The organism is Acinetobacter sp. WZC-1, assembly GCF_052544965.1.
Genome location: NZ_CP199370.1, coordinates 940,129 through 964,577 on the forward strand (window position 1 = coordinate 940,129; position 24,449 = coordinate 964,577).

18 protein-coding genes, 1 tRNA gene and 1 pseudogene are annotated in these 24,449 nt (G+C 45.3%); 10 read left to right on the forward strand and 10 right to left on the reverse strand.

Going from position 1 to position 24,449, the window contains the following annotated elements; genetic code table 11:
- Positions 1 to 49 precede the first annotated feature (49 nt).
- Together ACT6PV_RS04420 and ACT6PV_RS04425 are read right to left on the reverse strand one after the other, a co-directional pair.
- A complete protein-coding gene (locus ACT6PV_RS04420) occupies positions 50 to 424 on the reverse strand; it encodes a diacylglycerol kinase (protein WP_445115255.1) in 375 nt (124 codons plus the stop codon).
- A 117-nt stretch (positions 425 to 541) separates the two neighbouring features.
- Positions 542 to 1,714 carry a glycerophosphodiester phosphodiesterase family protein gene (locus tag ACT6PV_RS04425; RefSeq protein WP_445115256.1) on the reverse strand — a complete coding sequence of 391 codons (1,173 nt, stop codon included), beginning with the start codon at positions 1,712 to 1,714 and terminating at the stop codon, positions 542 to 544.
- A gap of 264 nt (positions 1,715 to 1,978) precedes the next feature.
- Between ACT6PV_RS04425 and ACT6PV_RS04430 the strand changes: the two genes are divergently transcribed.
- The 4 genes from ACT6PV_RS04430 (at position 1,979) to ACT6PV_RS04445 (ending at position 7,824) form a co-directional block, all read left to right on the forward strand.
- Positions 1,979 to 5,074 (forward strand): multidrug efflux RND transporter permease subunit, encoded by a 3,096-nt coding sequence (locus tag ACT6PV_RS04430; RefSeq protein ID WP_445115257.1) that lies wholly within the window; start codon positions 1,979 to 1,981, stop codon positions 5,072 to 5,074.
- Positions 5,075 to 5,416: 342 nt separating this feature from the next.
- Complete coding sequence (mgtE, locus tag ACT6PV_RS04435) at positions 5,417 to 6,760, forward strand: magnesium transporter (protein ID WP_445115258.1); 1,344 nt, start codon at positions 5,417 to 5,419, stop codon at positions 6,758 to 6,760.
- Positions 6,761 to 6,767: 7 nt separating this feature from the next.
- A complete protein-coding gene (locus ACT6PV_RS04440; RefSeq protein ID WP_445115259.1) occupies positions 6,768 to 7,343 on the forward strand; it encodes a DUF4112 domain-containing protein in 576 nt (191 codons plus the stop codon).
- A 115-nt stretch (positions 7,344 to 7,458) separates the two neighbouring features.
- A complete protein-coding gene (locus ACT6PV_RS04445; RefSeq protein WP_445115260.1) occupies positions 7,459 to 7,824 on the forward strand; it encodes a hypothetical protein in 366 nt (121 codons plus the stop codon).
- Between the two features lie 88 nt (positions 7,825 to 7,912).
- On the opposite strand, the gene htpX is transcribed toward ACT6PV_RS04445, so the two are convergent.
- The gene (gene htpX, locus ACT6PV_RS04450; protein WP_445115261.1) at positions 7,913 to 8,818 is read right to left on the reverse strand and encodes a protease HtpX; all 906 of its coding nucleotides are present in this window, start codon (positions 8,816 to 8,818) and stop codon (positions 7,913 to 7,915) included.
- Between the two features lie 125 nt (positions 8,819 to 8,943).
- Positions 8,944 to 9,819 (reverse strand): lytic transglycosylase domain-containing protein, encoded by an 876-nt coding sequence (locus ACT6PV_RS04455; RefSeq protein WP_445115262.1) that lies wholly within the window; start codon positions 9,817 to 9,819, stop codon positions 8,944 to 8,946.
- 512 nt (positions 9,820 to 10,331) lie between these two features.
- Here ACT6PV_RS04455 and ttcA point away from each other — a divergent pair.
- Complete coding sequence (gene ttcA, locus ACT6PV_RS04460) at positions 10,332 to 11,240, forward strand: tRNA 2-thiocytidine(32) synthetase TtcA (protein WP_445115263.1); 909 nt, start codon at positions 10,332 to 10,334, stop codon at positions 11,238 to 11,240.
- A gap of 223 nt (positions 11,241 to 11,463) precedes the next feature.
- On the forward strand, positions 11,464 to 11,847 hold the full coding sequence (locus ACT6PV_RS04465) for an SCP2 sterol-binding domain-containing protein (RefSeq protein ID WP_445115264.1): 384 nt from the start codon (positions 11,464 to 11,466) through the stop codon (positions 11,845 to 11,847).
- A gap of 90 nt (positions 11,848 to 11,937) precedes the next feature.
- On the opposite strand, the gene ACT6PV_RS04470 is transcribed toward ACT6PV_RS04465, so the two are convergent.
- Both ACT6PV_RS04470 and greB read right to left on the reverse strand, forming a co-directional pair.
- A complete protein-coding gene (locus ACT6PV_RS04470; RefSeq protein WP_445115265.1) occupies positions 11,938 to 13,050 on the reverse strand; it encodes a transglycosylase SLT domain-containing protein in 1,113 nt (370 codons plus the stop codon).
- A 492-nt stretch (positions 13,051 to 13,542) separates the two neighbouring features.
- Entirely contained in the window at positions 13,543 to 14,022 is a 480-nt protein-coding gene (greB, locus tag ACT6PV_RS04475) for a transcription elongation factor GreB (protein WP_445115266.1), read from the reverse strand.
- A 244-nt stretch (positions 14,023 to 14,266) separates the two neighbouring features.
- Here greB and ACT6PV_RS04480 point away from each other — a divergent pair, with 244 nt between their 5' ends.
- Positions 14,267 to 17,296 (forward strand): autotransporter outer membrane beta-barrel domain-containing protein, encoded by a 3,030-nt coding sequence (locus ACT6PV_RS04480; protein WP_445115267.1) that lies wholly within the window; start codon positions 14,267 to 14,269, stop codon positions 17,294 to 17,296.
- Positions 17,297 to 17,590: 294 nt separating this feature from the next.
- Positions 17,591 to 17,680 (forward strand) — tRNA-Ser (locus ACT6PV_RS04485).
- A gap of 121 nt (positions 17,681 to 17,801) precedes the next feature.
- On the opposite strand, the pseudogene ACT6PV_RS04490 reads toward ACT6PV_RS04485, so the two are convergent.
- Positions 17,802 to 18,727 (reverse strand): annotated as a pseudogene (locus ACT6PV_RS04490) (IS5 family transposase).
- A 188-nt stretch (positions 18,728 to 18,915) separates the two neighbouring features.
- On the opposite strand from ACT6PV_RS04490, the gene ACT6PV_RS04495 reads away from it, so the two are divergent.
- A protein-coding gene (locus tag ACT6PV_RS04495) for an IS3 family transposase (RefSeq protein ID WP_445115268.1) occupies positions 18,916 to 20,024 on the forward strand; the annotation gives its coding sequence in 2 pieces (ribosomal slippage) (positions 18,916 to 19,165 and positions 19,165 to 20,024; 1,110 coding nt in all).
- A gap of 32 nt (positions 20,025 to 20,056) precedes the next feature.
- Here ACT6PV_RS04495 and ACT6PV_RS04500 read toward each other — a convergent pair.
- The gene (locus ACT6PV_RS04500) at positions 20,057 to 20,479 is read right to left on the reverse strand and encodes a peptide deformylase (RefSeq protein WP_445115269.1); all 423 of its coding nucleotides are present in this window, start codon (positions 20,477 to 20,479) and stop codon (positions 20,057 to 20,059) included.
- Between the two features lie 356 nt (positions 20,480 to 20,835).
- Here ACT6PV_RS04500 and ACT6PV_RS04505 point away from each other — a divergent pair, with 356 nt between their 5' ends.
- Positions 20,836 to 21,039, forward strand: coding sequence for a hypothetical protein (locus ACT6PV_RS04505; protein ID WP_445115270.1), 204 nt, complete (start codon positions 20,836 to 20,838; stop codon positions 21,037 to 21,039).
- A gap of 217 nt (positions 21,040 to 21,256) precedes the next feature.
- Here the strand turns inward: ACT6PV_RS04505 and ACT6PV_RS04510 are convergent, their stop codons facing one another.
- Together ACT6PV_RS04510 and ACT6PV_RS04515 are read right to left on the reverse strand one after the other, a co-directional pair.
- Entirely contained in the window at positions 21,257 to 22,447 is a 1,191-nt protein-coding gene (locus ACT6PV_RS04510; protein ID WP_445115271.1) for an acyl-CoA dehydrogenase, read from the reverse strand.
- A 160-nt stretch (positions 22,448 to 22,607) separates the two neighbouring features.
- Complete coding sequence (locus ACT6PV_RS04515; RefSeq protein WP_445115272.1) at positions 22,608 to 24,320, reverse strand: 4Fe-4S dicluster domain-containing protein; 1,713 nt, start codon at positions 24,318 to 24,320, stop codon at positions 22,608 to 22,610.
- Positions 24,321 to 24,449 lie beyond the last annotated feature (129 nt).

A 24,449-nucleotide genomic window follows, 5' to 3' on the forward strand; every position in this document is an offset into this window, starting at 1 on the left:
GCCTTACGCGGGGAGTTTTTTATTTCCCGTGCTGATAAAGCCACAGGCCTTAAGTAAAGAGAATAATTGACCAGGTGGAAAACAGAATGGCCAATGCAATAAACTGGGCTGCGCTGCCCATGTCCTTGGCATTTTTGGAAAGCTGGTGCTGTTCCAGTGAAATACGATCCACCACAGCTTCCAATGCTGAATTAAACAATTCTACAATCAGTAATAACAGACAGACTGCAACCATCAGAGCCTGTTCAGCCCGGCTGACATCCAGCCAGAAGCTCAACGGTATCAGAATTATATTGATCAGCACAATTTGCCGGAATGCAGCTTCATTCAGATAAGCTGCCTTAAAACCTGCCAGGGAATAACCGGTGGCATTGATAATGCGCTTTAAACCCGTCTGGCCTTTAAAGGGAGAGTGTTCATTCATCACTTAAAAACTCTGGAAAGTCGTGGGGAACATAGCACAGTCAGCTTAAAAAAGAATTAAACCCGTTGTATCAGCTAATAAAAAGGCTCAGTCTGAGCCTTTTTATCTGGTTCAGCTTTATGGTTTCATAGATGGGTTATTCTTTAAATAGGCATCCAGTGTTCTGCGGCCAAATCCAGGATCATCGGCAAACAGACCATCGACACCTGCCTTGAAGAAGTTTTCAAACTCGGTAGTGGAACCGCTTTCACAGCGATCCGTACCAGCGGTACCGCATCTTAAGTATTCAGGCATAAAATCATTTTCCGGACGCATGGTATAGGGATGAACTTTTAAGCCTGCTGTATGCGCATCTTCAATGAAGCTGGTTTTTGTGAATTCTGTATTGGAGAAAATATAGGTTTTGCTGGGTCCGACACCTTCTGCATAGGTGGCAATCTGTTTCAGGCCTTCCGGTGTGGCCATATCTGCATAGGTGGTCTGAGCGCTGCCTTCATCGGCATAATCAGCAGGCTGATCTGTCGGGTTGTCCAGCAGCTGAACAAATTTCACATGTTTCAGGTTCTTATCCTGTTCCAGTTGTTTTCTCATTTCCTTTAAATTGTTCACTTCAAAGGACTGCAGGTAGACTGGGGCAATGTCCCGGGTATATTCATGTTCGGCCAGGGTTTTCAGTAAAATGCCATCCATGTCCTGCTGGTTGTGTTTAAAGTAGGTCGGGTGCTTGGTTTCAATATACAGACCGACAATTTTTCCGGTTTTTTTATAATTCTGTTCGACCAGATCAATAATCTGATCCAGGGTCGGAATAGGGAACTGATCATTGTAGGCGGCATTGTCAGGACGATATTGTGGCAGACGTTCGCGGGCTCTGACATTCTGACTCAGTTCATTTGCGGTGAAATCTTCGGTAAACCAGCCCGTATAGATTTTACAGTCATCCTTTTTGATGGTTCTGCATTCAATCTGTTTGGTGGTTTTGCGATCAGCAAATTGTGACAGTGTACTGATATTGGTGGTTTCGCTGATTTCATTTTCATGACGTGCAATCAGCACATTGTCTTTGGTCAGCACCAGATCCGGCTCAATAAAATCTGCACCATCATCCATGGCTTGCTGGTAGCTTGCCAGTGTATGTTCAGGGCGCAGGGCACTTGCTCCGCGATGTCCAATAATAATAATGTCAGGTTCGGAGTATTCTGGTACCGAAATGACAACCGGGTCCTTGTCATCATTACAGGCAGTCAACAGACCGGCCAGGCACAGACCCAGCAATGCTTTCTTAATCATTATATCCTCAGGGAATTTTTGGTTTATTCCAGTTGAGTATAAAAACTTTATTTTTCAGGAAAATGACATATTGATCTGTCTACAATAAAGAATGAGATGAGTGCATCCTGCCATAAGCCTCTCCATAATTCCTTCTTAATTGACTCTAAATATTCAGCTTTCTGTTATTTATTCTTGTATTTTCAATCTGGGACGCAGAATATAAATGTCTCTGAAATGGGTATCCTGCCGGTTTCTTATCATCACTGACCAGAATGAAAACTGATGCTTTCCAGATTCTTTATTGAACGTCCAATTTTTGCAGGTGTGCTCGCCATCATCGTGATGGCATTGGGTATTTTTTCAGTTCTGAATCTTCCTGTGGAACGTTATCCGGATATTGCGCCGCCCCGAATTACCATCTCTGCCAATTATGCAGGTGCAGACGCAGAAACCGTCGAAGAAAGCGTGACGCAGGTGCTTGAACAGCAGATCAAGGGTATTGACCATTTGCTGTATTTCAGTTCAAGCAGTGATTCTTCAGGTCGTGCCCGTATTAACCTGAGTTTTGAAAATGGCACGGACCCGGATACCGCACAGGTTCAGGTGCAAAACAGTATCAACAGTGTCATTAACCGCTTGCCGGAAGAAGTACAGCGCCAGGGTGTCAGGGTGATGAAGTCGCTGGGTGATACCTTTATGGTGGTCGGGCTGTTTGATTCCAATGGTCACAGTAACAATATTCAGCTGTCTGACTATATGGCCGATCATATTGAAGAGCAGATTTCCCGGGTGGAAGGTGTAGGTGAGGTCAATATTTTTGGTTCGCAATATGCCATGCGGATCTGGCTGAACCCCAATCAGCTGCGGCAATATCAGTTGATGCCCAGTGATATCCGTGCGGCAATTGAAGCACAGAATACCCAGGTGGCTGCCGGTGGTGTTGGTGATTTGCCCACGTTGCGGGACCAGTACTTAAATGCGAAGGTCACCGCCGGGTCTCGTCTGCGTACTGTGGATGAGTTTAAGAATATCATTGTCAAATCCAGTCCGGATGGCAGCTTCATTTATCTGAAGGATGTGGCAAGGGTGGAACTGGGTGCTGAAAATTACCAGTCCTATAACACCATTAATGGCTATCCATCGGCAGGTATGGGAGTCTCCTTGTCTTCGGGTGCAAATGCACTGGCCACCTCGGCACTGATTAAAACTGAGCTGAGTCAGATTGCACAGAAATTGCCGGACGGCTATAAAATTGTGTATCCACGGGACAATACACCATTTGTACAGGAATCCATTAAGGAAGTTGTCAAAACCCTGTTCGAGGCGATTGTGCTGGTGGTGATTGTCATGTTTGTGTTCCTGCAAAGCTGGCGGGCTACACTGATTCCGGCCATTACCGTTCCTATTGTGATTCTGGGTACCTTTGCCATCCTGTTTGCGCTGGGGATGAGTGTCAACACACTGACGCTGTTTGCACTGGTACTGGCCATTGGCCTGCTGGTGGATGATGCCATTGTGGTGGTGGAAAATGTGGAACGGCTGATGCATGAACAGCAGCTGAGTGCCACACAGGCTTCAATTGAATCAATGCGGGAGATGAGCGGCGCACTGGTCGGGATTACCGTGGTATTGACAGCGGTTTTTATTCCGATGGCTTTTTTTAGCGGTTCCACCGGTGTCATTTACCGGCAATTCTCAATCACGCTGGTGGCGGCCATGTCACTGTCGCTGTTGGTTGCCCTGATTTTAACACCGGCGCTGTGTGCCCTGATTTTAAAACCCAATGTCAGGGCATCGAACTGGGCGGTATGGTTTAACCGTCAGATGGAACGCCTGAAACGGACATATGTCGGCCTGATTCAGAAAACCCTGAATCTGAAACTGGTGGTGCTGGTGATTTTTGTCGGGTTGACTGGTAGCTTTGCCCTGGTGTATCAGGCCTTACCGACCAGCTTTATTCCCAGTGAGGATCAGGCGATTCTCAGTGTCCAGTTCCGTCTGGTCGATGGCGCACCCATGTCGGCCAGTGCAGCTGTCGGTGAGCAGATCCGTCGTTATTTCCTGGAACAGGAAAAACAGAATGTCGAGATTGTATTGATTCGTTACGGACAGAATTTTTCCGGGACAGGTCAGAATCTGGGTACCGGATTTGTGGCATTGAAGCACTGGGATCAGCGTCCGGGCAGCCGCAATTCAGCCCAGGCCATTCGTGACCGGGCCATGGCCTATTTCAATAAAAATCGCAGTGCCAGAATCATGGTGAATTTGCCCTCTTCGGTGAATGGTCTGGGCGATACCGACAGCCTTGAGTTCTGGATTCAGGATCTGAATGGACAGGGGCGACAGTATCTGGACAACCAGCTCAGCATCTTACAAAAAGAAGCCGGGCAATACAGTAGTTTTACAGACATTGACAAAAAATCCAATCCGGATAAAGCTCAGCTGAAAGTCAATATTGATCAGAAGCTTGCACTGGCAAACGGGCTGAATCAGTCTGCCATCAATAGCACACTGACTGCTGCATGGGGCAGCTCCTATATCAATGACTTTATTGATCGTGGGCGGATCAAGCGGGTCATCATGCAGGGTGATGCGGAGTTTCGTTCGAAACCGGAAGATTTACAGCAATGGACAGTACGCAATGCTGATAATCAGATGATTCCCTTCAGTAATTTTTCTACAATCAGCTGGGATGGCGGAGCTGATGTGGTCAACCGTTTTCAGGGCTATACGGCCCTGCAGATGGAGGCCAATACGGCCAATGGGGTGAGTTCAGGACAGGCGATGCAGGACATCAGTCGGTTGGTTGCTCAGCATAAGGATATTGATATTGCGTGGAGTGGGCTGTCATTTCAGGAACATAAATCCAGCAGTCAGGCGATCTGGCTTTATTTAATCTCGGTTGGATTTATCTTCCTGTGTCTGGCAGCATTGTATGAAAGCTGGTCAATTCCAACGGCGGTGATTGCAGCGATTCCGCTGGGGATTGGTGGGAATATCTTTTTCAGCTGGCTGACAGGCTTCCCTAATGACATCTATTTCCAGATTGCTTTGCTGACAACCATTGGGCTGTCCTGTAAAAATGCCATCCTGATTGTGGAATTTGCGGCCATGGCACAGCAGCAGGGAAAATCTGCCATCGTGTCTGCGGTGGAAGGTGCCGGTCTGCGACTGCGTCCGATTCTGATGACTTCGCTGGCATTCGGCGCCGGCGTGATTCCATTGGTACTGGCCTCCGGTGCCGGTGCTGCCAGCCGTCAGGAAATTGGGGTCAGCGTGTTGGGCGGGGTAATTTTCGGGACCGTGCTGGTATTGATCTTTATTCCCTTTATGTATGTGATTATCCGCAATATGTTCCGTGGAAAAATCAGCACATAACACGATCTTCACCTGGAAATTCGGACTAAAGACAGAGTTGCACGGTCAATGGCCAGGTTGAGTATTTCAGCCGTTTTACCGGGGTACAGGACCAGGGCTGTGTGTTGCTTAATATAAAACAGACATATACCGGAATTTTTCCGCAGAAATAAGGCAATCTGTATCAGATTGCTGTACCGTATAAGCGGTGGAAAATGAATGTATCATTGCATGATGCACAATGATTGATAACACTGAATTGAATTATTTTTTATTGGTCAGGCGGATATGAGGGGCAGCATTGTATGAACGGATTAAGTTGCATTGCCTTTATATCGGTCTGACCTGAAAGGGGCAGGCTTTATGAGCTATAATAATTTTATTGATCTTCTCAGCGATTCCATTAAAAATCAGCACCTGTCACGTGCCCTGGAAGCAGTCAAAAGCTTTAAGGCTGCTGACCTGGCAGATGTGCTTGCTCAGTTGCCCATTCAGACCAGTCAGATACTGCTGATGCATCTGCCAGACCGGGCTTATGTTTTTTCCTATCTGAAACCTGAACAACAGGTCGAGTTTGCCAGGGTGTTGCCACGCGCCACGCTGGCTGAAATCATTGGTGAAATGCCATCAGATAAACGGACGGATGTATTCAAGTGCCTGAACAGGGAACAGCAGAATGCATTGTTGCCTGCATTGGCGCAGGCTGAGCGGGAAGATATCCGTCAGTTGTCCGCTTATGTTGAGGAAACGGCCGGCGCGATTATGAGCTCCGAATATGCCACGCTGAAAACCAATATGACCGTTGCCGATGCGATTAAAATGTTGCGTCAGGAAGCGCCGGATACTGAAACCATTTATTTTGCCTATGTCCTGGATGAAGAGCGGCGTTTGCTGGGTGTGGTGTCACTGAAAGAGCTAATTCTCGCCCAGGAAACGGACCGGATTGATCAGTTGATGACCACGAACCTGATTTTTGCAAATGTGGATACCGATCAGGATGAAGTGGCCAAAATCATTGCCCGTTATGATCTGCTGGCATTGCCGATCGTTGATGCTGAAGGGGTCATGGTCGGTATAGTTACTTATGACGATGCCATGGATGTTGCCCGGGATGAGGCCACCGAGGACTTTCTGAAAGTCGGTGCTGTGGAGGCGTCTTCCAGGCTGAGTCTGAAAACGGCGCCCGTATTGCAGTTATATCAGAAGCGGGTCTACTGGCTGGTGATCCTGGTGTTTGGTAGTCTGTTGTCCGGCATTGGTATTGCGCATTTTGAAGACATTATTGCTGCCAATATTGTGCTGGTATTCTTTCTGCCTTTATTGGTGGGCAGCGGTGGAAATGCAGGTTCACAATCAGCCACACTGATGGTCCGTGCTCTGGCCACGGGGGACGTACATTTTAAGGACTGGTTTTACCTGATTGGCAAGGAAACGCTGGTTGCACTCTGTCTCGGAGCAACCATGGCCTGTGCGGTTTCCTTACTGGGCTATTATCGGGGAGATGCTCAGGTGGCACTGGTACTTGCTTTAAGCATGATGGGAATTGTGCTGTTGGGCTGTTTAATCGGTATGAGTCTGCCGTTTATTCTGAATCGGATGAAACTGGATCCGGCCAGTGCATCAGCGCCGCTGGTGACCTCAATCTGCGATGCAACTGGCGTACTGGTTTATTTATTCATTGCCTCCATGATTCTGACAGGTGTCTGAAACACAGATGAGTGAACAAAAAAAATTAAGCACCGAGCAGGTGATCCGGCTGGAACGTGAACTGGCTAAATTTGCCAATATGATGGATGCTGTGGTGCGGATTCCATTCACAAAACAGGGCATTGGTGCAGACGCTGCATTAAGTACCATTCCAGTTGCCGGTGATGCCGCAGGTTTTGTACTGACCTGTTATGCCGTATATAAAGCCCGACAGATCGGTGTCCCTCAGGCGAAGCTCAATGCAGTGATCCGACTGGCGGCAATTGATGCTGTGGTTGGTTTTATTCCCGTTGCCGGGACTCTGTTTGATATTTTTATTCGCCCAAGCCGTAAAGCACTGGATGTGGTGCATGAACATATCCGGACTGAATATCAGATCAAAACCGAGGATCATGTCATTCATCCATTTCTGCATGAACGACTGGAACAGAAGCAGCAGCACTCTGCATTGTGGAGAAATCCGGTTGTGGCGTGGCTGTGGCTGCATATTCCTGATTTATTCGGTCTGTTGGTGTTGCTGCTGATTGCTGTAGGCAGCTGGTTTGCATTCAGTGGTTTATGGCAGTGGTATCAGGGCCTGTGAATGTAAGAAGGGCTGAATGGCAGGAGCATGTCAAGCGGGAATATGACTAATCGGAGAGAGTCTGGCTCAGGTTGAACATGGACCGGGAGGAACATGGGTACAGGAGGGTGTGATCATGCAGGATTATATTTCTGCCAATTTACCGGCGATTGATTTTGACCAGACCCGGGAGTTTTACCGGCAACTGGGATTTGACTGTCAGTATCAGTCTGATGAGTGGATGATTTTGCAGCGGGGACAATTGCATCTGGAGTTTTTCCATCATCCTCAGCTGGATCGATCACAGTCCTGGCACAGTGCCTGTGTCCGGGTGCAGGCACTGGAGGATTTACTCAATGAGTGGAAGGCACTTGACTGGCGTCAGTATCCGGGGGCACGGATGACGGGCATTGAACAGCTTGAAGAGATTGATCTGTTTTATCTGATTGATCCGAATGGCAGCCTGCTGCGTTGTATCCGTCTGGAAGACGGGGATGACTGAAAAATTGTCAGGATGACCGGCAACAAACAAAAAAACATAAGCCTCCAATGTGGAGGCTTATGTCTGTTGGGGGAATCAATTCATATGATCAGTTGACATTGAGTTGTTGTAAGGCTGCAACACGCTGGTCAATGCTTGGGTGTGTCTGGAATAAGGCCGCCAGACTGAACCCCTGTTCTTTGCCTTCAGCAATTGCAAAAGCCTTCATTTCCTTTGGCATCTGATCCGGCATTTCCGATTCAGCCTGTAAACGGCGTAAGGCAGAAATCATGGCATCCTTACCGGCTAAACGTGCGCCTGCTTCGTCAGCCCGGTATTCGCGATGGCGTGAGAACCACATGACAATGGCAGAAGCCAGAATACCGAACACGATATCCAGTACAATGGTAATTGCAAAATAAGCCAGTCCAGGTGCTTCACCATTGGCACGTCCAAATACGCTGCGGTCAATAAAATCACCGACCACCCGGGCAAAGAACATGACAAAAGCGTTCACCACCCCCTGAATCAGTGCAAGTGTGACCATGTCGCCATTGGCAACGTGGCCAATTTCATGCGCCAGTACTGCACGTAATTCATCCTTATTCATCCGCTCCAGTAAACCGGTTGAAACGGCAACGAGTGCATCGTTTTTATTCCATCCAGTGGCAAAGGCATTGGATTGATATGAAGGGAAAATACCAACATCCGGCATCTTTATACCGGCCCGCTGAGATAATTGAGCAACTTCCTGTAACAGCCAGACTTCGGCCTGACTGCGTGGAGCATTGGGATCAATTAATTCGGTACCTGTTGTTTTTAAAGCCATCCATTTTGACATGAACAGTGAAATCAGCGATCCCACCATACCAAAAATCAGACAAATGACCATCAGGTTGCCTAGGTTAAGACCACCAGCACCGTAATAACTGCCAACACCCAGCAAAGACAGGATGATACCAGCTACAACCAGAACCGCGAGGTTGGTTAGCAAAAACAAACCAATCCGCATCATTGAGATTATCCTCTTATAAATAAAAAATGATCTGATTTATAAATTATAAATCATGCATGAGATATGGGTATGCCTGTTTAAAAAATCAAGAATAATTGCAAAATTAATATTTTAATGGCGAATGGTTAATTTGAAATGGTGATGCGTGCTGACGCCGTGGCGTGAGAGGTGGAATATGAACGGGAAGGGGCATCAGTAAATGTTCCGTCACTGGCAACAATAATGGGGCGCGGTGAATATTTTGCTGCTGTAACAACCGGTGTCGCTGATGCTGTACGGTCTGCATCACCATCACTGACCGACTGGGCAATCACCTGCCGGGGCAGGGCAGATGAATCATTGCTGCTGGAAGATATCCCGTTTGAATAAAGGTTATTCAGCCGACTGGTGACCCGGCGGACATAGTCCTGGGTTTCCCGGAAGGGCGGAATACCGCCATATTTATCAACATTGCCTTCGCCGGCATTATAGGCTGCCAGCGCCAGCTGGGTGTTGCCGTTAAAGCGCCGGAGCAACCAGCCCAGATATTTTGCACCACCGAAAATATTCTGTTGCGGGTCATAGGCATTGGCAACATTGAAGCGCCGGGCTGTTGCCGGCATCAGTTGCATGAGTCCCTGAGCACCCACCGGTGAACGGGCATTGAGATTAAACCCGGATTCGGTATGCATGACTGCTTTGATCAAGCCTTCTGAAATTCCGTGGGTTTGTGCCGCCTGGCGAATCAGATGATCGTAGGCATTTTTATTTTTACTGTAACTGGGCAGTACTGAAGATTCAGATTTTCCCCAGTTGCTATAACTGTGAATATTACTGTCAGGATAATAGGTGACTTTAATGCGCTGTAAGGACTGATCTGAGCTTTTTCGGTTGGTCAGCAGGGTACTGCCATTTTTATCCTGATATACATAAATCTGACCGGCATGACTGTGCGGTATAATACAGACCAGGCTGATATACCCCAAAAAACTGCGCAGCAAACATGTAAACAATATTTTCATTGTAGTAATTCGTTATGGCCCTGACCTGGCGTGTTGAACGACGGGTGTCTGAACAGGTGTTTTTTGCTTTAAAAAGCGTGTTTACAGTTTTAGCAATTCGTCAGCAAAAAATCAAGCAATGATTGCAGTGATAATTCGCAAAAAAATAAAAATTTTTTTTTCCAGTTGAAACTTGACTTGTATAAGATGTTGAAAAATAAAAATAAAAAACAGTGGTTAAAAAGTAGTCAATCTAAACGCGATCCCCGTTGTTGCGATAGTTTCCCATGTCAAGTACTAAAGAATCCACAATTTTATCCACAGGTTTTGTGGAAAACTGTGGAAAAGTCCAAAAGATAAGCACCTTGTATAAAAAAAGATCGTAAACTCCCATTTTAGATACATGAATAAGACAGCAGTAAGACAAAAACATGAAGAAAAAATGAAGATATAAAAATCAGAAAACTTTAGATGCGGGCAGATCGCAAATCAGCTAAAATTGCCCGGTATTTTTTTATGGGTAAATCTTGTCTATGTACGCGCCAGTTGAGTCCGACCAGGGGTTTAATTTTAAACCGGAATTACCGGTAAGCTCGGCATATCACCGCTTACTGAAAAAAATTCGTCGCCAGACCGGTCATGCGATCCGTGATTATAAAATGATTGAAGACGGCGATAAGGTCATGGTGTGTGTGTCCGGCGGTAAAGACAGTTATACCATGCTTGATATTCTGCTGCAGTTTAAACGGATTGCGCCCATCAATTTTGATATTGTGGCGGTCAATCTTGATCAGAAACAACCGGGTTTCCCGGAGCATGTCCTACCACGCTATATGGAAGAAAATAATATTCCATATTATATTCTGGAAAAAGACACCTATACCATTACCAAACGGCTGACACCGGAAGGTAAAACCTACTGTGCGGTGTGCTCCCGCTTGCGTCGTGGTTCCCTGTATGGCTTTGCCCAGGAAATTGGGGCGACCAAAGTTGCCCTCGGCCATCACCGTGATGACATTATGGCAACGTTCTTTCTGAACCTGTTTCATGGCGGCAGTCTCAAGGCCATGCCACCGAAACTTCTGTCTTCGGATAAGAAAAATATCCTGATTCGTCCATTGGCTTATGTGGAGGAAAAAGATATTATCAAATATGCAGAAATGCGTAAGTTTCCAATTATTCCATGTAATCTGTGCGGTTCTCAGGAAAACTTGCAGCGTGCCATGATCAACGAGATGTTGCGTGAGTGGGACAGGCAATATCCCAAACGTCTGCACAGCATATTCGGTGCTTTGCAGAATGTATCGCCATCGCAGCTGGCAGACCGTGAATTATTTGATTTTGAAGCATTGGACGGGCAGCGTGAATTTGACCTGAAATGTGATGCCGGGGAAATGAAGAATCGACTGGAGCTGGTCAATCTCAGCTTTGCTGCGGAGTGACGGTTTTTTCAGACTGATATTTTTTCAGGCACTGATTAACGAATTCAGTGCCTGTTTTTTTATGCAAAATAATTGTTTATATAAAAACTGAATTCTGCGTACAAAAAATTTTATCGCAAACTTTAAATATCATGCTATAACAATGTGCAAGCAAAATCGCTTCACCATCATGTTGCCAGACTGGCAACACAATGAATGAAATAAATAATTTTGAGGAATGGTTATGCCTGCATTTTTAACTGATGACTGGTTTGCAACAGTCGATAAACTGACTGCCGAAGCTGGTGATTTAAATTTACCACCTGCATTGGCGGGTCTGGCACTTAATCTGGTGGTTGCAGATGCAGACGGCAATACAGCGTTATTCCTGGATGGCGGAAAAATCCAGAAGGGCAGTTCACCGAATGCCAAAACAACGCTGAATATGGATGCGGAAACTTTACGTAAGGTATTCCTTGAGTTTGATATGGCTGCAGCCATGCAGGCCTTCATGACCGGTAAGATTAAGGTCCAGGGCGATATGTCTCAGTTAATGGCATTACAGACTGCCAAACCAAGTCAGGAACAAAAAGATCTGTTCACGAAAATTCTTGAACAGACGGCCTGATTTTCCGGTTGCTGTCGTTTTTGCTGTAAATAAAAAAGCTTAACCGTTTCGGTTAAGCTTTTTTTGCATATTGATCGGACCACCGGGCTATCAGATTTGCTGTAGCTTTGGTGTGGTCTTAATATGTTCCAGATAGATGCGGATACGCTTCACGTATTGGACCGCCTGTTTATAACGACCATTGCGTGCCTGATTACGGTTGAGGTAATCATACATGTTCAGCCAGTTGTCAGGATCTTTGCCGCGGGCTTTCAGCTGTTTACGAATATTGTCCACGGCACCCGGCCCCATGTTATAGGCAATCAGTGCATACCAGTTACGGTCTGGATTGGGAATGCCGGCATAGCGGCTCAGCATTAAATCAAAATATCTGGCACCGCCCTGAATACTTTGTGCAGCGTCGGTACGGTTACTGACGCCCATCGCCCGGGCAGTATCATTGGTCAGCATCATAATGCCACGCACACCGGTCGGTGAAACCGAATCTGGTTTTAAGTAGGATTCCTGATAACCGATGGCCGCGAGCAGATGCCAGTCCAGGTCATACTGCCTGGCAGTCTTTTTAAAGCTTGCCTTGTAAATGGGCATACGCTTGCTCAGATCACGCTGGATGGTATCCCAGTCATTCTTTTTGACAATATTACGATTATAAAAAGAAGCCAGTTGCTGAATGGTGCCATTCTGTTTGCTCTGACAGACAAAACCGCTTGCGGTATCGGTCAGTGGATCATCGGCACGCTTAAACACCCAGTTGATTTCACTGTTCAGGCCATTTTTCTGCAGACTGTTAAAGTCACCGCAACTGACTGAGAAAGCCGTCAGTTGCTTTGCTTCAATACCGGACATGCTGGCGGTGGTCATGGCAAAATTTGCTTTACCCTGTGCCACCATGTTCAGTGCCGTGGCATTATCAGGTACTGTTTTGAAATCAAGTCTGACATTCAGACTGTGAGCATAGCTGTTCACCAGGTCATGTCCGAATCCGTGTGCAAAATCACCATCCTTAAAAACAATGGATGGGTTGGATACGGCAACCACGGTCAGTGTGCTGGTTTTGACCACCTCATTAAACTGACTGGTTTTGGTGGCATTGATGTTGTGAAAGGGGATGAAGACGCTGGATAACACCAGTGCTTTTAGGGAAAGTTTGTGAAATGGTGAGTTCAGGTAAGGCCTCAACCCGGAAGTTGAACTACTGTGCATGTTGTCTCCGCTACAAGTAATTTACTGCCCTGAAAAGTTGAAACAAAACATTGCCTGAACTTTTAAAGTTGTGAAATACAATAAGGGTGGGCATTCATGGACGTCATTCAAAATGACATATGGCGTTGAAAGAAATTTCGCAGAAAATTTACAGAATGAAAAAAGCATCTCAGCTAAAACAAGGGCGCATCATAAAGATGAAAAATAGCATTGTCAAATTTTGTACAGAATTTATTGCTCATAAGTAACACAATTAACTGATTCATTTCGGGAATTAATTTTATAATGCAGCGCTGTGTGAAAATGACGGACAAATGATTTCAATATGTAAATTTCTGTTTGGGTTATGGATGTCCTGAATTATGAACATAAACTGAATGATCGTTTTTTTGCTACTGTTTTTCCACACAATCGCCCGTTGGCTGAATGGCAGTATTCCAACGCCGGGAGTTAAATCATGCAGGATCAATCGGTGGCTTGCAGATGGAAAAATTAAGGATCAGAATGATAGTTGATTTGTGCAATAAACCAACTGATTTTCCCTTTGGGGGTCTGGACCTGTATTTCATCATCTGTCGACTTACCTAAACAGGCCTTTGCCATGGGGGACTGAAGGGAAATATAGTTTTTATTTCCATAAATTTCTTCATCACCGACAATTCGGAATTTTACTGTTTCGCCGTCGTCATTCTCCAGTTCAACCCAGGCACCAAAATAGACTTTGCCATCCTGCTGCGGATGGTATTCCACTTTCTGGGCTGTTTCAAAAAGTCGGGTCAGATATCTGATTCTTCGGTCGATTTCCCGTAATTTCTTTTTGTTGTAGGTGTAGTCCGCATTCTCCGATCTGTCCCCTAAACTGGCAGCCCAGGAAACAATTGCGGTAATTTCAGGGCGTTCCTTACGCACCAGATGATTCAGTTCATCCTGTAAACGCTGGTAACCTTCAGCAGTTAAAAGTTTTCGGTTCATGATAAAAACTCCAGGAGGTTGAGAAAGGGCTGGACTTGATGGTAGCTATTCATCAAATATAAATAAATTACGGGTCCTGAATATTTGCTGGAGATTCAGTCATTACAATCTGAATCTCCTGGTGGTATCTGCGTTTCCTGGAAAGAGTGAGAAAAACTGGCATGTGATTTGCTGCTATTTGGTATGATTCACCAGGCTGGGCATAAGAACTTTTAACCATTATAAATTAAGAATGAGGTAGGGAATGAGTAATAAAAACAGAAGGTGGATAATTGGTCAGCAGGCAGGTTTTCGTTTTCATCAGTTGCAGATGGCGATATTGCTGGTTCTGGGAGCCGGTGTGAGTGTACATGGACAAGCGGAAAATTTTATCAATTATGATGGTTCTGTAGCAAATAATCTCAGGTCAGCAGTCATGTCCTGGGAAAATGCACCTGAATTCCAGGCGAACTGGGGGCTGGCTGCCATGAAAGCGCAATATGCCTATGCACAGGGTCTGACCGGTCGTGGTGTGACATTGGGAGCAGTGGATTCAGGCTATTTGGTCAACCATGAGGAATTTCAGGGTGGAAATGTACATGGGGTGGGGATAGAGGGAACCTATGACAGTGCTGGTAGCCAGTATGATCGGGAAACTGATGATGTAAGATGGGAGGCAGGTCAGGCCTTTGGACCGGTTCAGGGCAGCTATATTGAAGGGATAAATGACAACCATGGTAATCATGTGTCTGGTACGATTGTCGCGGCTAAAAATGGAACTGGAATACTGGGAGTAGCATTTGATGGTACTTACTATGTCAGTAATACGAATGGAACTGATGGTTCCATTTATGGCTCGAATATGGACTACAATTATTTTAAGGCGGCCTACGGCAACCTGGCGAAGCAGGGGGTGCGTGTAATCAATAGCAGTTGGGGAAGTCCACCGAAGGGAGATAACTATGATTCTGTTTCAGGTGTGGTCGCAGCGTATATTCGATTGAAGCAGAAAGGGGCTGGAACCTGGCTGGATGCTGCCGCAGATGTCGCTCAGGAATATAATGTATTGCAGGTATGGGCAAATGGAAATGCTGGTGTGGATAATTCAAGTATCAGAGCAATTTTACCTTATTTCAGGCCTGAGCTGGAGCAGCACTGGATCGCAGTCAGTGGTTTGAATCAGGAGGGTGGGACAAGATTCAACCGTTGTGGGGTGGCTAAATACTGGTGTGTTGCAGCACCGGGTGTGAATATTGTCAGTGCAAATATTGCAGGGAATGATCAGTATAAAACCAGTAGTGGAACCTCCATGTCTGCACCGCATGTGACGGGTGCTGTTGGGGTGCTGATGCAGCGCTATCCATATCTTGGGAATAATGAGATTCGAACAATTTTATTGACAACTTCGGCACATCAGGGAGAGGGGGCAGCAGACTTGCCAAATGAAACCTTTGGCTGGGGTGTTCCTGATCTGCAAAAGGGTTTAAATGGTCCTGGCCAGTTACTTGGCGATTTTGTGGCGGATCTTCCGGAAAATATCAGTGATCACTGGAGTAATCCAATATCGGATGCGGCTTTAAGACACCGACAACAGGAGGAGGTAGCAGAGATTGCCGGTTGGTCACAGCAAAAAGCAGCGCTGGAAGCGCAATTATCAGATGCAGCTGATCAGGAAGCGATTTCAAATGAAATTGAAATATTACAGGCTCGTATTGATGCGTTGAAAGTCAAGACAGAGGCGGATTATAGTGGCAGTCTGAACAAGGCCGGTGCCGGTATATTGACCCTTTCAGGGATGAGTACTTACTCAGGACCAACCCTGGTCACAGGCGGCGTGTTGCGAGCCGGTGCTGAAAATGCGTTCAGTCCCAATAGTGCGATGAATGTACACAGCGCGGGGACACTGGATCTGGCTGGGTATTCCCAGCAGGTGGCCAGTGTGACCAATGCCGGTGTTATTTCCATGGCAGCGGGAAATCCATCTTTTCTGAAAGTAACGGGCCCATGGCAGGGAGGAAATGGGTTGCTTCGGATGAATGTGGCTACTGACGGAACAGGTGATCAGGTCATTCTGAGTGGTACAGATGCCGTAGCCAGTGGTGAAACCAGGGTCAGTATTGAAAATGCTGGAACTGTGCTTGGGAAGGTAACTACAGGCTCTGGAATTGAAGTGGTCGGTACCGAGAGCGGAGCAAGGATTGAAGGGGAAGCATTCAGACTTGCAGGCAGTGGCTATATTGATGGCGGAGCTTATCGCTATCGGTTGAATAATATTGGGACAGGCAGTTATCTGGGATCATCCAGTGCGACCGGACAAACATCTTACCGACCTGAGGTTTCCCTGTTTCTGGCATTACCTCAGCAATTGTATCAATCCGATATGACAATGCTTGGGAGTCGGAGCCAGCGAATGGGTAATGAGGTCAATGCCAGTTCTGTGCAGTCTGCTGAATCTGTGGAGATTACAGCTCGCCCACGGCTATGGGGAAGATTTATTGCTTCGGAATGGAAAACCAGTCAGCAGGGTTTAACTTCGCCTGACAGCAATGGAGAGATCAGTGGTTTTCAGACAGGGGTTGATCTGTTTGCCAGTGACCATTGGCGTCAGGGTTTCTATATCGGCCAGCTTCTCGGTGATGCCTCTGTCAGTGGTGTTGTGGGAGGGCTTGCTGATCAATATGCCGGGAAAAATGATTTGCGCAATAAATATGTGGGTTCTTATCTTACTTACCATAATGAGACGGGATTCTATGTTGATGGTGTTGTACAGGCAGGATGGAGTAAGTATTCAATACATCCTCAGAACATGGGGTATGCGGGTAAAGGCCGTAGTTTACTGACTTCTGTGGAAGCAGGTCAGGAAATGTTGCTGGCAGGAAACTGGTGGCTTGAACCACAGCTACAGGTGATTTACACACATCAGCGTTTAAAGGATCTTGATATTGCCTATGCCAGGGTGGCACAGGATTCAGACAATAGCTGGACGGTTCGGGGAGGATTGCAGCTGAAGAATATGATCAATACCCCTGTTGGGCTGGTACAGCCTTATGGTCAGCTTAATGTTTATCATCAGTTTGATGGAGCCAGCCGTACGGATTTTGCTACACAGGTAGGTTCTACTGCTACAGAAGTCAAGGAGGGGGGGACCCGAATGGAACTGGTAGCAGGTTTAACAGTGGCTTTAAATGACAGTACCGGTCTTTATGGGGAAATTGGCAGATTGTGGAGTGTGGGAGGTGAAGCAGAAACTGACCAACCGATTCGTGGCAGCCTGGGGGTCAGGGCAAGCTGGTAAGTGGTTTGATTGAGAATCAGTCGGCTGGGTGAAAACTTTCAGGACAGCAGGAAAAGAAATTTATGCTTATTCTGCTGGTCTACATATGATGGAATGGTTCATGTGCTCAGCCTGGTTTGAAAGGAAGTGCCAGACAGGGCATTTATATTACAAACCTTGTTATATCAGGACTATAACATTATGCAGAGTCAGAATTTCCTGTGTTGATGGATTGATTTTATTTTGAACATTTGCGACTAAAAACACATAAAAAGTTTGCCAAGACGGGTTTTTATTTATATGATAGCCGCCATTGGAAGCGTGGCAGAGCGGTTTAATGCACCGGTCTTGAAAACCGACGAGGGTTCACGCCCTCCGTGAGTTCGAATCTCACCGCTTCCGCCAAATATTTTAAAAAGCCCTTGTTTTTACAAGGGCTTTTTTATTGCTTGTGCTTTTGTCCCACATTGAAACGGCTTTGTTGCATAAAGCCTTTAAAGATAGAGTTCTCCTAAGCAACTCAAATTTAAGTTACAACCTGGGTATGTGGTCGACCTAATTCCGTAAATCTGTTGAGGACTGCTACACGTGCATGAACCTCATTGACTTGGCTTCGAAAGTTTCCTGAACTGAGTTTATCGCCCAATAATTTGATGCAGTGCATCCTGGTTTCTACCAGACTGCGGCGATGATAGCCTGACCATTTTTTCCATAGTGTCCTGCCTGAACGTTTAACTGTCCGAAGTAATTCATTTCGCTCTAGCGAACGGGTCTTTGTATCTTTCCAGGGCCTGGCATTTTTCCTGGGTGGAATCACTGCATGTGCTTGCCAGTCTGCAATGACCTGACGGCATTTTTTTGTGTCATAAGCACCATCGGTATAAACGGAGTCAATCTGCTCATCTTGTGGGATTTGATCAAGTAAATCCCCGAGAACCTGCGAATCACTCACATTATTCGTTGTAAGCTGTATTGCCCGTATTTGCAGGGTTTTAGCATCTATACTAATATGTAATTTACACCATTGGCGACGATATTCAGGTTGATGTTTCTTGCGTTTCCATTCACCTAAAACTTTAAGCCCGTGGAATCGACGAGTATATGAAGCCCACCACTGCTTTTTTGATAGTTAATTTAAATGTCAATATGCTTTTGTCTTCTGCAGATGGTCGAATCATCCGGAGCTGTCCAATCCAGACCACACAGTTTAATGAGACTTTTAACAAAGCCTGTGACCATACGTAAAGACAATCGAAAGAGAGATTTAATCATCAGACAGCACTGGATGGCAGTATCAGAATAAGTTTGATTTCGTCCTTGTTTTCCTTTTGCCTGGGCATACCATTGAGTTTTGGGATCAAACCAAATTGAGAGATTTGCTCGATTGATCAAAGCGCGATTGTAGGATGACCAATTTGTTGTACGATAAATCTTAGGTGTAGGCTTATTCATCTCAGAATTATATTGCGGAATAAGACCTTATCGGTAGGTTTGTGCAACAAAGCCTTTATGAAAGAGATTTTAAGTTCTCTCGAATATTTCTACGCGATTTGCAATATCTGGATAGAGAATGTCCACTTCCCTTAAACTGAGACAGTCATAACTGGAGTTTTCTGATTAAATAAGGTCAGGAGACATACATGAAAAAATCAAGATTTACCGAAAGCCAGATTATCAATATTTTGAAAGAAGCTGATGTTGGTATGAAAGTAGACGATATCTGCCGTAAGCATGGTATTGGCAATGCCACCTATTATGTGTGGAAGAGCAAATACGGTGGTATGGAAGCATCTGACGTCAAGCGCATGCGTGAGTTGGAAGAAGAAAATGCCAAGCTCAAGAAGATGTTTGCTGAGCTGAGCCTTGAGAACCATGCCATGAAGGAGCTGTTCGCAAAAAAGGGTTGGTGACAGCCGATCAACGAGATTGCGTTCGTATTCTGGCTTCACTTGGGTTAACAGTATTACAGGCCTGTCGCCTGAGTGGACTCAGTCGAGCCAGCTATTATCGGCAAAGCACGAGCTGGCGCAAACGGGATGCTGCTGTCATTGATGCATTAAATCAGGTGTTAAAACAATCTCCCCAGTCTGGCTTTTGGAAGTGTTTTGGTCGCATACGTCGGCAGGGTTATGACTGGAATCATAAACGTGTTTATCGGGTTTACTGCCTGATGGGCTTGAATCTGCCTCGCCGCCAAAAGCGAACATTGCCGAAGCGTATTGCTCAACCGCTACAAGTGGTTGCACAAGCCAACCATCAATGGGCACTGGATTTTATGAGTGACAGTCTGTATTGCGGTAAACGATTCCGTACCCTGAATATAGTTGATGAGGGGACTCGCGAATGTCTGGATATAGAAGTAGACACCTCGTTACCCGCTGAGCGTGTTGTCAGAGTATTGGATCGACTGGCTCAACAACGTAGCTTGCCGAAGCAGCTTCGTGTTGATAATGGTCCCGAACTAATATCTGCGCGATTGCTGGACTGGTGTAAAGATCAAGGCATTGAAGTGGTGTATATACAACCTGGGAAGCCACAGCAGAATGCTTTTATTGAGCGATTTAATGGTTCGTTTAGGCGGGAGTTTCTCAATGCGTATTTGTTTGAGAATTTGACTCAGGTCAGAGAAATGGCGTGGTTATGGCGTCTGGATTATAACGAGCAAAGACCACATGAAAGTTTAGGCAATTTACCCCCTGCGGTGTACAGGGCAAAACTGGGAAACTCCAGTTTAGAAGTGTCTCATTAATTGGGAAGTGGACAAGAATACCATTAAGATGATCAATTTCGTGCTATAATTCTTGCATGAAAACCTTCAGCCTCACCTTTAATATGTTCACCATTTAATCCCTGTGCTTGATAGTGAATAAGAGTAGGGCGCGAAATCCAGCCTCTTTGACTAGGAACACTAAAGCAACCTTCCCAGTCTTCTTCTGCTTCTCCTTCGGCATAGGAAATCTCTGGGTTAATTAGTACCGTGGGAGGAATTGGATTCGCATTCGGTGCACGTTCACTTCCTGAAAATTCAAAAATAATAACCCGAAGTAAAATGCCAACCTGTGGTGCAGCCAATCCAACACCACCTCCTTCACGCATTGTTTCAAACATATTTTCAACAAGAATCTGGAGCTCTGTACTCCCAAAATCTGTCACAGGTTTAGCGATCTCACGCAATAATGGTGCATCAGGTAAAAGAAATTCCAATCTCATAACCGCATCTACTTTATTTACTTATGAGTGTTTAATATAGCAATACTTTTTAGGCAAATGAATAATGGGCTGCCACCACTTTGTGTTTGATGATTTGATTGTCAGTATGCAACATGAGAAGTTACCTTTATTGATTGAGATTCGATACCTTTAATCAAAATCGGTAACTTCTTCTTTTTCAAGACCTGTGTCAGATCAAGTCGGAACTAATATAGCCAAATGCACTTTTTGAACTACATTGGATAGACTCTAAGCTCTTCCTCAATGGAAAAGTGACTATGGTTATTTCTAAGAATGGGTTTTTGGTGTCGAATTTAAAGAAATGTAGCCTTTAATTTACATGTGGCTATATGCCTTTGGTTCGCTATCGTAATGATGCGCGGCTGCGTGAATTGATTGAAATTCACCGACAATTAGGGGTACGGGTTTATGATCCTCATGTTTATACCCTGGCGGATGGTAAACATGCCGGTCACTTGGATCCTGCAATTATTCAGGCACAACAAGACTTTGATCCTCAAGGTTTGTTAAACCCAGGGAAAATGGCATCATAAGCGTGGAAGTACGCAAAAGCACTATTGTGATGTATTTAATCCTGCGTTGTTTGGGGAGGAGGTCAATGGCTGCTTAACTTCTACTTTTAACTTCGGTTATTTATGGGAGGATTACCGGGCTGAAAAGAATTTAGCTTAAATTTAAACTGACAGACACAATAAAAATAGGTAACTGCCAGATCAGGTTTGAGCTGGTACACTTATGGAATATTCTGATTTAAAAAGCCGCCAGTCCCGTTTGAGCACGACCCAGAATTAACGCATGTACATCATGGGTTCCTTCATAGGTATTCACAACTTCAAGATTGACCAGGTGACGAGCAATCCCAAATTCATCGCTGATACCATTTCCACCCAGCATATCTCGTGCCAGGCGAGCGATATCCAATGCTTTTCCACAGTTATTTCTTTTAATCAGTGATGTGGCTTCAAGCGATGCGATACCTTCATCTTTCATTCGGCCAAATCGAAGAGCAATCTGTAAACCGAGCGCAATTTCAGTTTGCATGTCCGCAAGTTTCTTTTGAATGAGCTGATTGGCAGCAAGTGGTTTACCAAACTGTTTTCGATCCAGGGTGTATTGACGTGCAGTATGCCAGCAAAATTCAGCTGCACCCATTGCACCCCAGGCAATGCCATAACGGGCACTGTTTAAGCAGGTGAAAGGGCCCTTTAAGCCGCGGACCTCGGGAAATGCATTTTCTTCAGGAACAAAAACCTGATCCATGACAATTTCACCTGTAATAGAGGCTCTTAAACCGACTTTACCGTGAATTGCTGGAGCAGAAAGCCCTTGCCAGCCTTTTTCTAAAATAAAGCCACGAATAGGACCGACATTTCCTTCAGGCGAAACCTCTTTAGCCCATACCACAAAAACATCCGCAATCGGGCTGTTGGTAATCCACATCTTTGAGCCACTTAAACGGTAACCACCTTCTACTTTTTTGGCGCGACTAACCATGCTGCCAGGATCTGACCCATGATCAGGTTCTGTTAATCCAAAACAACCAATCCACTCACCAGTTGCAAGTTTAGGTAAGTATTTCTGTTTTTGCTGTTCTGTACCAAACTCATTAATTGGGACCATAACCAATGAGCTTTGCACACTTGCCATAGAGCGATAGCCAGAGTCTACACGCTCAATTTCACGGGCAATCAGACCATAGCTCACATAATTCAAGCCTGCACCACCATATTGTTCTGGGATGGTGGGTCCGAGTAGGCCTAACTCTCCCATTTCTCTAAAGATTTGCGGATCAGTTTTTTCATGACGGAATTGATCAAGTACCCGTGGCATTAACCTGTCCTGGCAGAATGCATGGGCTGTATCACGAATCATGCGTTCTTCTTCGCTCAGTTGTTGCTCAATTAGAAAAGGGTCATTCCAGTTAAACTCTACACGGCTCATTATTTATTCCTTCATGATTGTTTTATAAAATTCCTATCAATTTGTTTTTAAGCTTAGCTCCCGCAGGAACTAAGCTTACCTAAAAAATTAAAATCGAGAGTAGTAATACCTCAATTTGTTCGGGATAGAGCAATTAAATCTCCGCAAAACTATCCAATCATTACATGTTTGGATAGTTAGGACCACCTCCACCTTCAGGTGTTACCCAAGTGATATTTTGTGACGGATCTTTAATGTCACATGTCTTACAGTGAACACAGTTCGCAGCATTAATCTGGAAATGCCTGGAACCATCATCATTTTCCATAATTTCGTAAACACCCGCAGGGCAGTAGCGTTGAGCTGGCTCATCCCATTTTGGTAAGTTAAGGTTCACTGGAATTGAAGGATCAGTTAACTTCAAATGCGCAGGCTGGTTTTCTTCATGTACAGTGTTTGATACGAATACAGAAGACAGACGGTCAAAGGTGAGCCTGCCATCTGGTTTTGGATAGTTTGGTTTAAACGTTGAAGCATCCGCAGTTTTAAGCACTGCAAAGTCTTGTTTAAGATCATGCAAAGTGAATGGCACTTTAAAGATGTTTTGATCGATAAAGTTAAATGCACCGCCCACCCATTGACCAAACTTGTGCATCGCTGGACCAAAGTTGCGTGAGCGATATAACTCTTCTTTTAACCAGGAATTGTTATATTTGTCAGTATAAGAGGTAAGCTCTTTGTCGAAATGGTCGTCGCCTTCGAGTACGCGTGCAATCGCAAGATCACCACCTTTGGCAACACCCGCAGCAATCGCTTCAAAGACTGCTTCGCCACACAACATACCGGATTTCATTGCAGTGTGTGAGCCTTTGATTTTTGCGAAGTTCAGGAAACCAGCATCATCACCGATTAAGCAACCGCCTGGGAAAGTAAGCTTAGGTAAAGCGTTAAAACCACCTTTGACGACTGCACGTGCACCGTAAGCAATACGTTTACCGCCTTCAAGGAATTGCTTGATGGTTGGGTGTGTTTTCCAGCGCTGCATTTCCATGAATGGGTACATGTGCGGATTTTCATACGATAAATCGACGATCATACCCAAAGTTACTTGGTTATTTTCAGCGTGGTATAACCACCAACCGCCAGAAGAACCTGTTTCAGACAAAGGCCAACCTGCACCGTGCATTACTAAGCCTGGCTTATGTTTCGCAGGATCGATTTCCCAGAGTTCTTTAATCCCGATACCGTAGTGTTGGGGATCAGCATCTTTATCAAGATTGAATTTTGTAATCAGGCGTTTACCGAGGTGACCACGGCAGCCTTCAGCAAATAAGGTATATTTGGTATGCAGTTCATAACCAGGCGTGAAGTTATGTGTTGGCTCACCATTTTTGCCAATACCCATATCACCTGTTTGAATACCTTTTACTGTGCCGTCTTCATGATAAAGAATTTCTGAAGCAGCAAAGCCCGGGAAGATTGAAACTTCTAATTCCTCAGCTTTTTGACCTAACCAGCGAACAACATTACCCAATGAAATGACATAATTGCCATCATTGTGCATGGTTTTAGGAACCATCCAGTGCGGTGCTTCCTGAGATTTTTCAGCAGACATCAGGAAATAAGTCTTGTCTCCCGTAACCGGAACATTCAGCGGCGCGCCTTCTTCTTTCCAGTTCGGGAACAATTCATTCATGGCACGTGGTTCAAGTACAGCACCAGAGAGGATATGCGCACCAACTTCAGAGCCTTTTTCAACCACACAAACAGAAAGATCCGGTAGGTTGTTTTCAATCGCTAATTGACGAATTTTAATCGCAGCAGATAAACCCGCAGGTCCAGCGCCTACGATGACTACGTCAAACTCCATTGACTCTCTTTTTAAATCTTCCATTTTAAGAAATTCTATTTCGCTCAGCGATACTTTAGTTTATTTTTTATGTTATGGCAATTAAAAAACTCCCATTGATGGAAAATGTTTTGAATATACAAAAAAGCCAGCTAATTAGCTGGCTTAGCGTTT

What these genes read in the sequence shown, in the direction of transcription:
- ACT6PV_RS04430 (WP_445115257.1), top strand. Translation starts at nt 1,979, where the DNA reads ATGCTTTCCAGATTCTTTATTGAACGTCCAATTTTTGCAGGTGTGCTC.
- mgtE (WP_445115258.1), top strand. Translation starts at nt 5,417, where the DNA reads ATGAGCTATAATAATTTTATTGATCTTCTCAGCGATTCCATTAAAAAT.
- ttcA (WP_445115263.1), top strand. Translation starts at nt 10,332, where the DNA reads ATGTACGCGCCAGTTGAGTCCGACCAGGGGTTTAATTTTAAACCGGAA.
- ACT6PV_RS04470 (WP_445115265.1), bottom strand. Translation starts at nt 13,050, where the DNA reads ATGCACAGTAGTTCAACTTCCGGGTTGAGGCCTTACCTGAACTCACCA.
- ACT6PV_RS04425 (WP_445115256.1), bottom strand. Translation starts at nt 1,714, where the DNA reads ATGATTAAGAAAGCATTGCTGGGTCTGTGCCTGGCCGGTCTGTTGACT.
- htpX (WP_445115261.1), bottom strand. Translation starts at nt 8,818, where the DNA reads ATGATGCGGATTGGTTTGTTTTTGCTAACCAACCTCGCGGTTCTGGTT.
- ACT6PV_RS04465 (WP_445115264.1), top strand. Translation starts at nt 11,464, where the DNA reads ATGCCTGCATTTTTAACTGATGACTGGTTTGCAACAGTCGATAAACTG.
- ACT6PV_RS04480 (WP_445115267.1), top strand. Translation starts at nt 14,267, where the DNA reads ATGAGTAATAAAAACAGAAGGTGGATAATTGGTCAGCAGGCAGGTTTT.
- ACT6PV_RS04515 (WP_445115272.1), bottom strand. Translation starts at nt 24,320, where the DNA reads ATGGAAGATTTAAAAAGAGAGTCAATGGAGTTTGACGTAGTCATCGTA.
- greB (WP_445115266.1), bottom strand. Translation starts at nt 14,022, where the DNA reads ATGAACCGAAAACTTTTAACTGCTGAAGGTTACCAGCGTTTACAGGAT.
- ACT6PV_RS04505 (WP_445115270.1), top strand. Translation starts at nt 20,836, where the DNA reads ATGCCTTTGGTTCGCTATCGTAATGATGCGCGGCTGCGTGAATTGATT.
- ACT6PV_RS04510 (WP_445115271.1), bottom strand. Translation starts at nt 22,447, where the DNA reads ATGAGCCGTGTAGAGTTTAACTGGAATGACCCTTTTCTAATTGAGCAA.
- ACT6PV_RS04420 (WP_445115255.1), bottom strand. Translation starts at nt 424, where the DNA reads ATGAATGAACACTCTCCCTTTAAAGGCCAGACGGGTTTAAAGCGCATT.
- ACT6PV_RS04440 (WP_445115259.1), top strand. Translation starts at nt 6,768, where the DNA reads ATGAGTGAACAAAAAAAATTAAGCACCGAGCAGGTGATCCGGCTGGAA.
- ACT6PV_RS04455 (WP_445115262.1), bottom strand. Translation starts at nt 9,819, where the DNA reads ATGAAAATATTGTTTACATGTTTGCTGCGCAGTTTTTTGGGGTATATC.
- ACT6PV_RS04445 (WP_445115260.1), top strand. Translation starts at nt 7,459, where the DNA reads ATGCAGGATTATATTTCTGCCAATTTACCGGCGATTGATTTTGACCAG.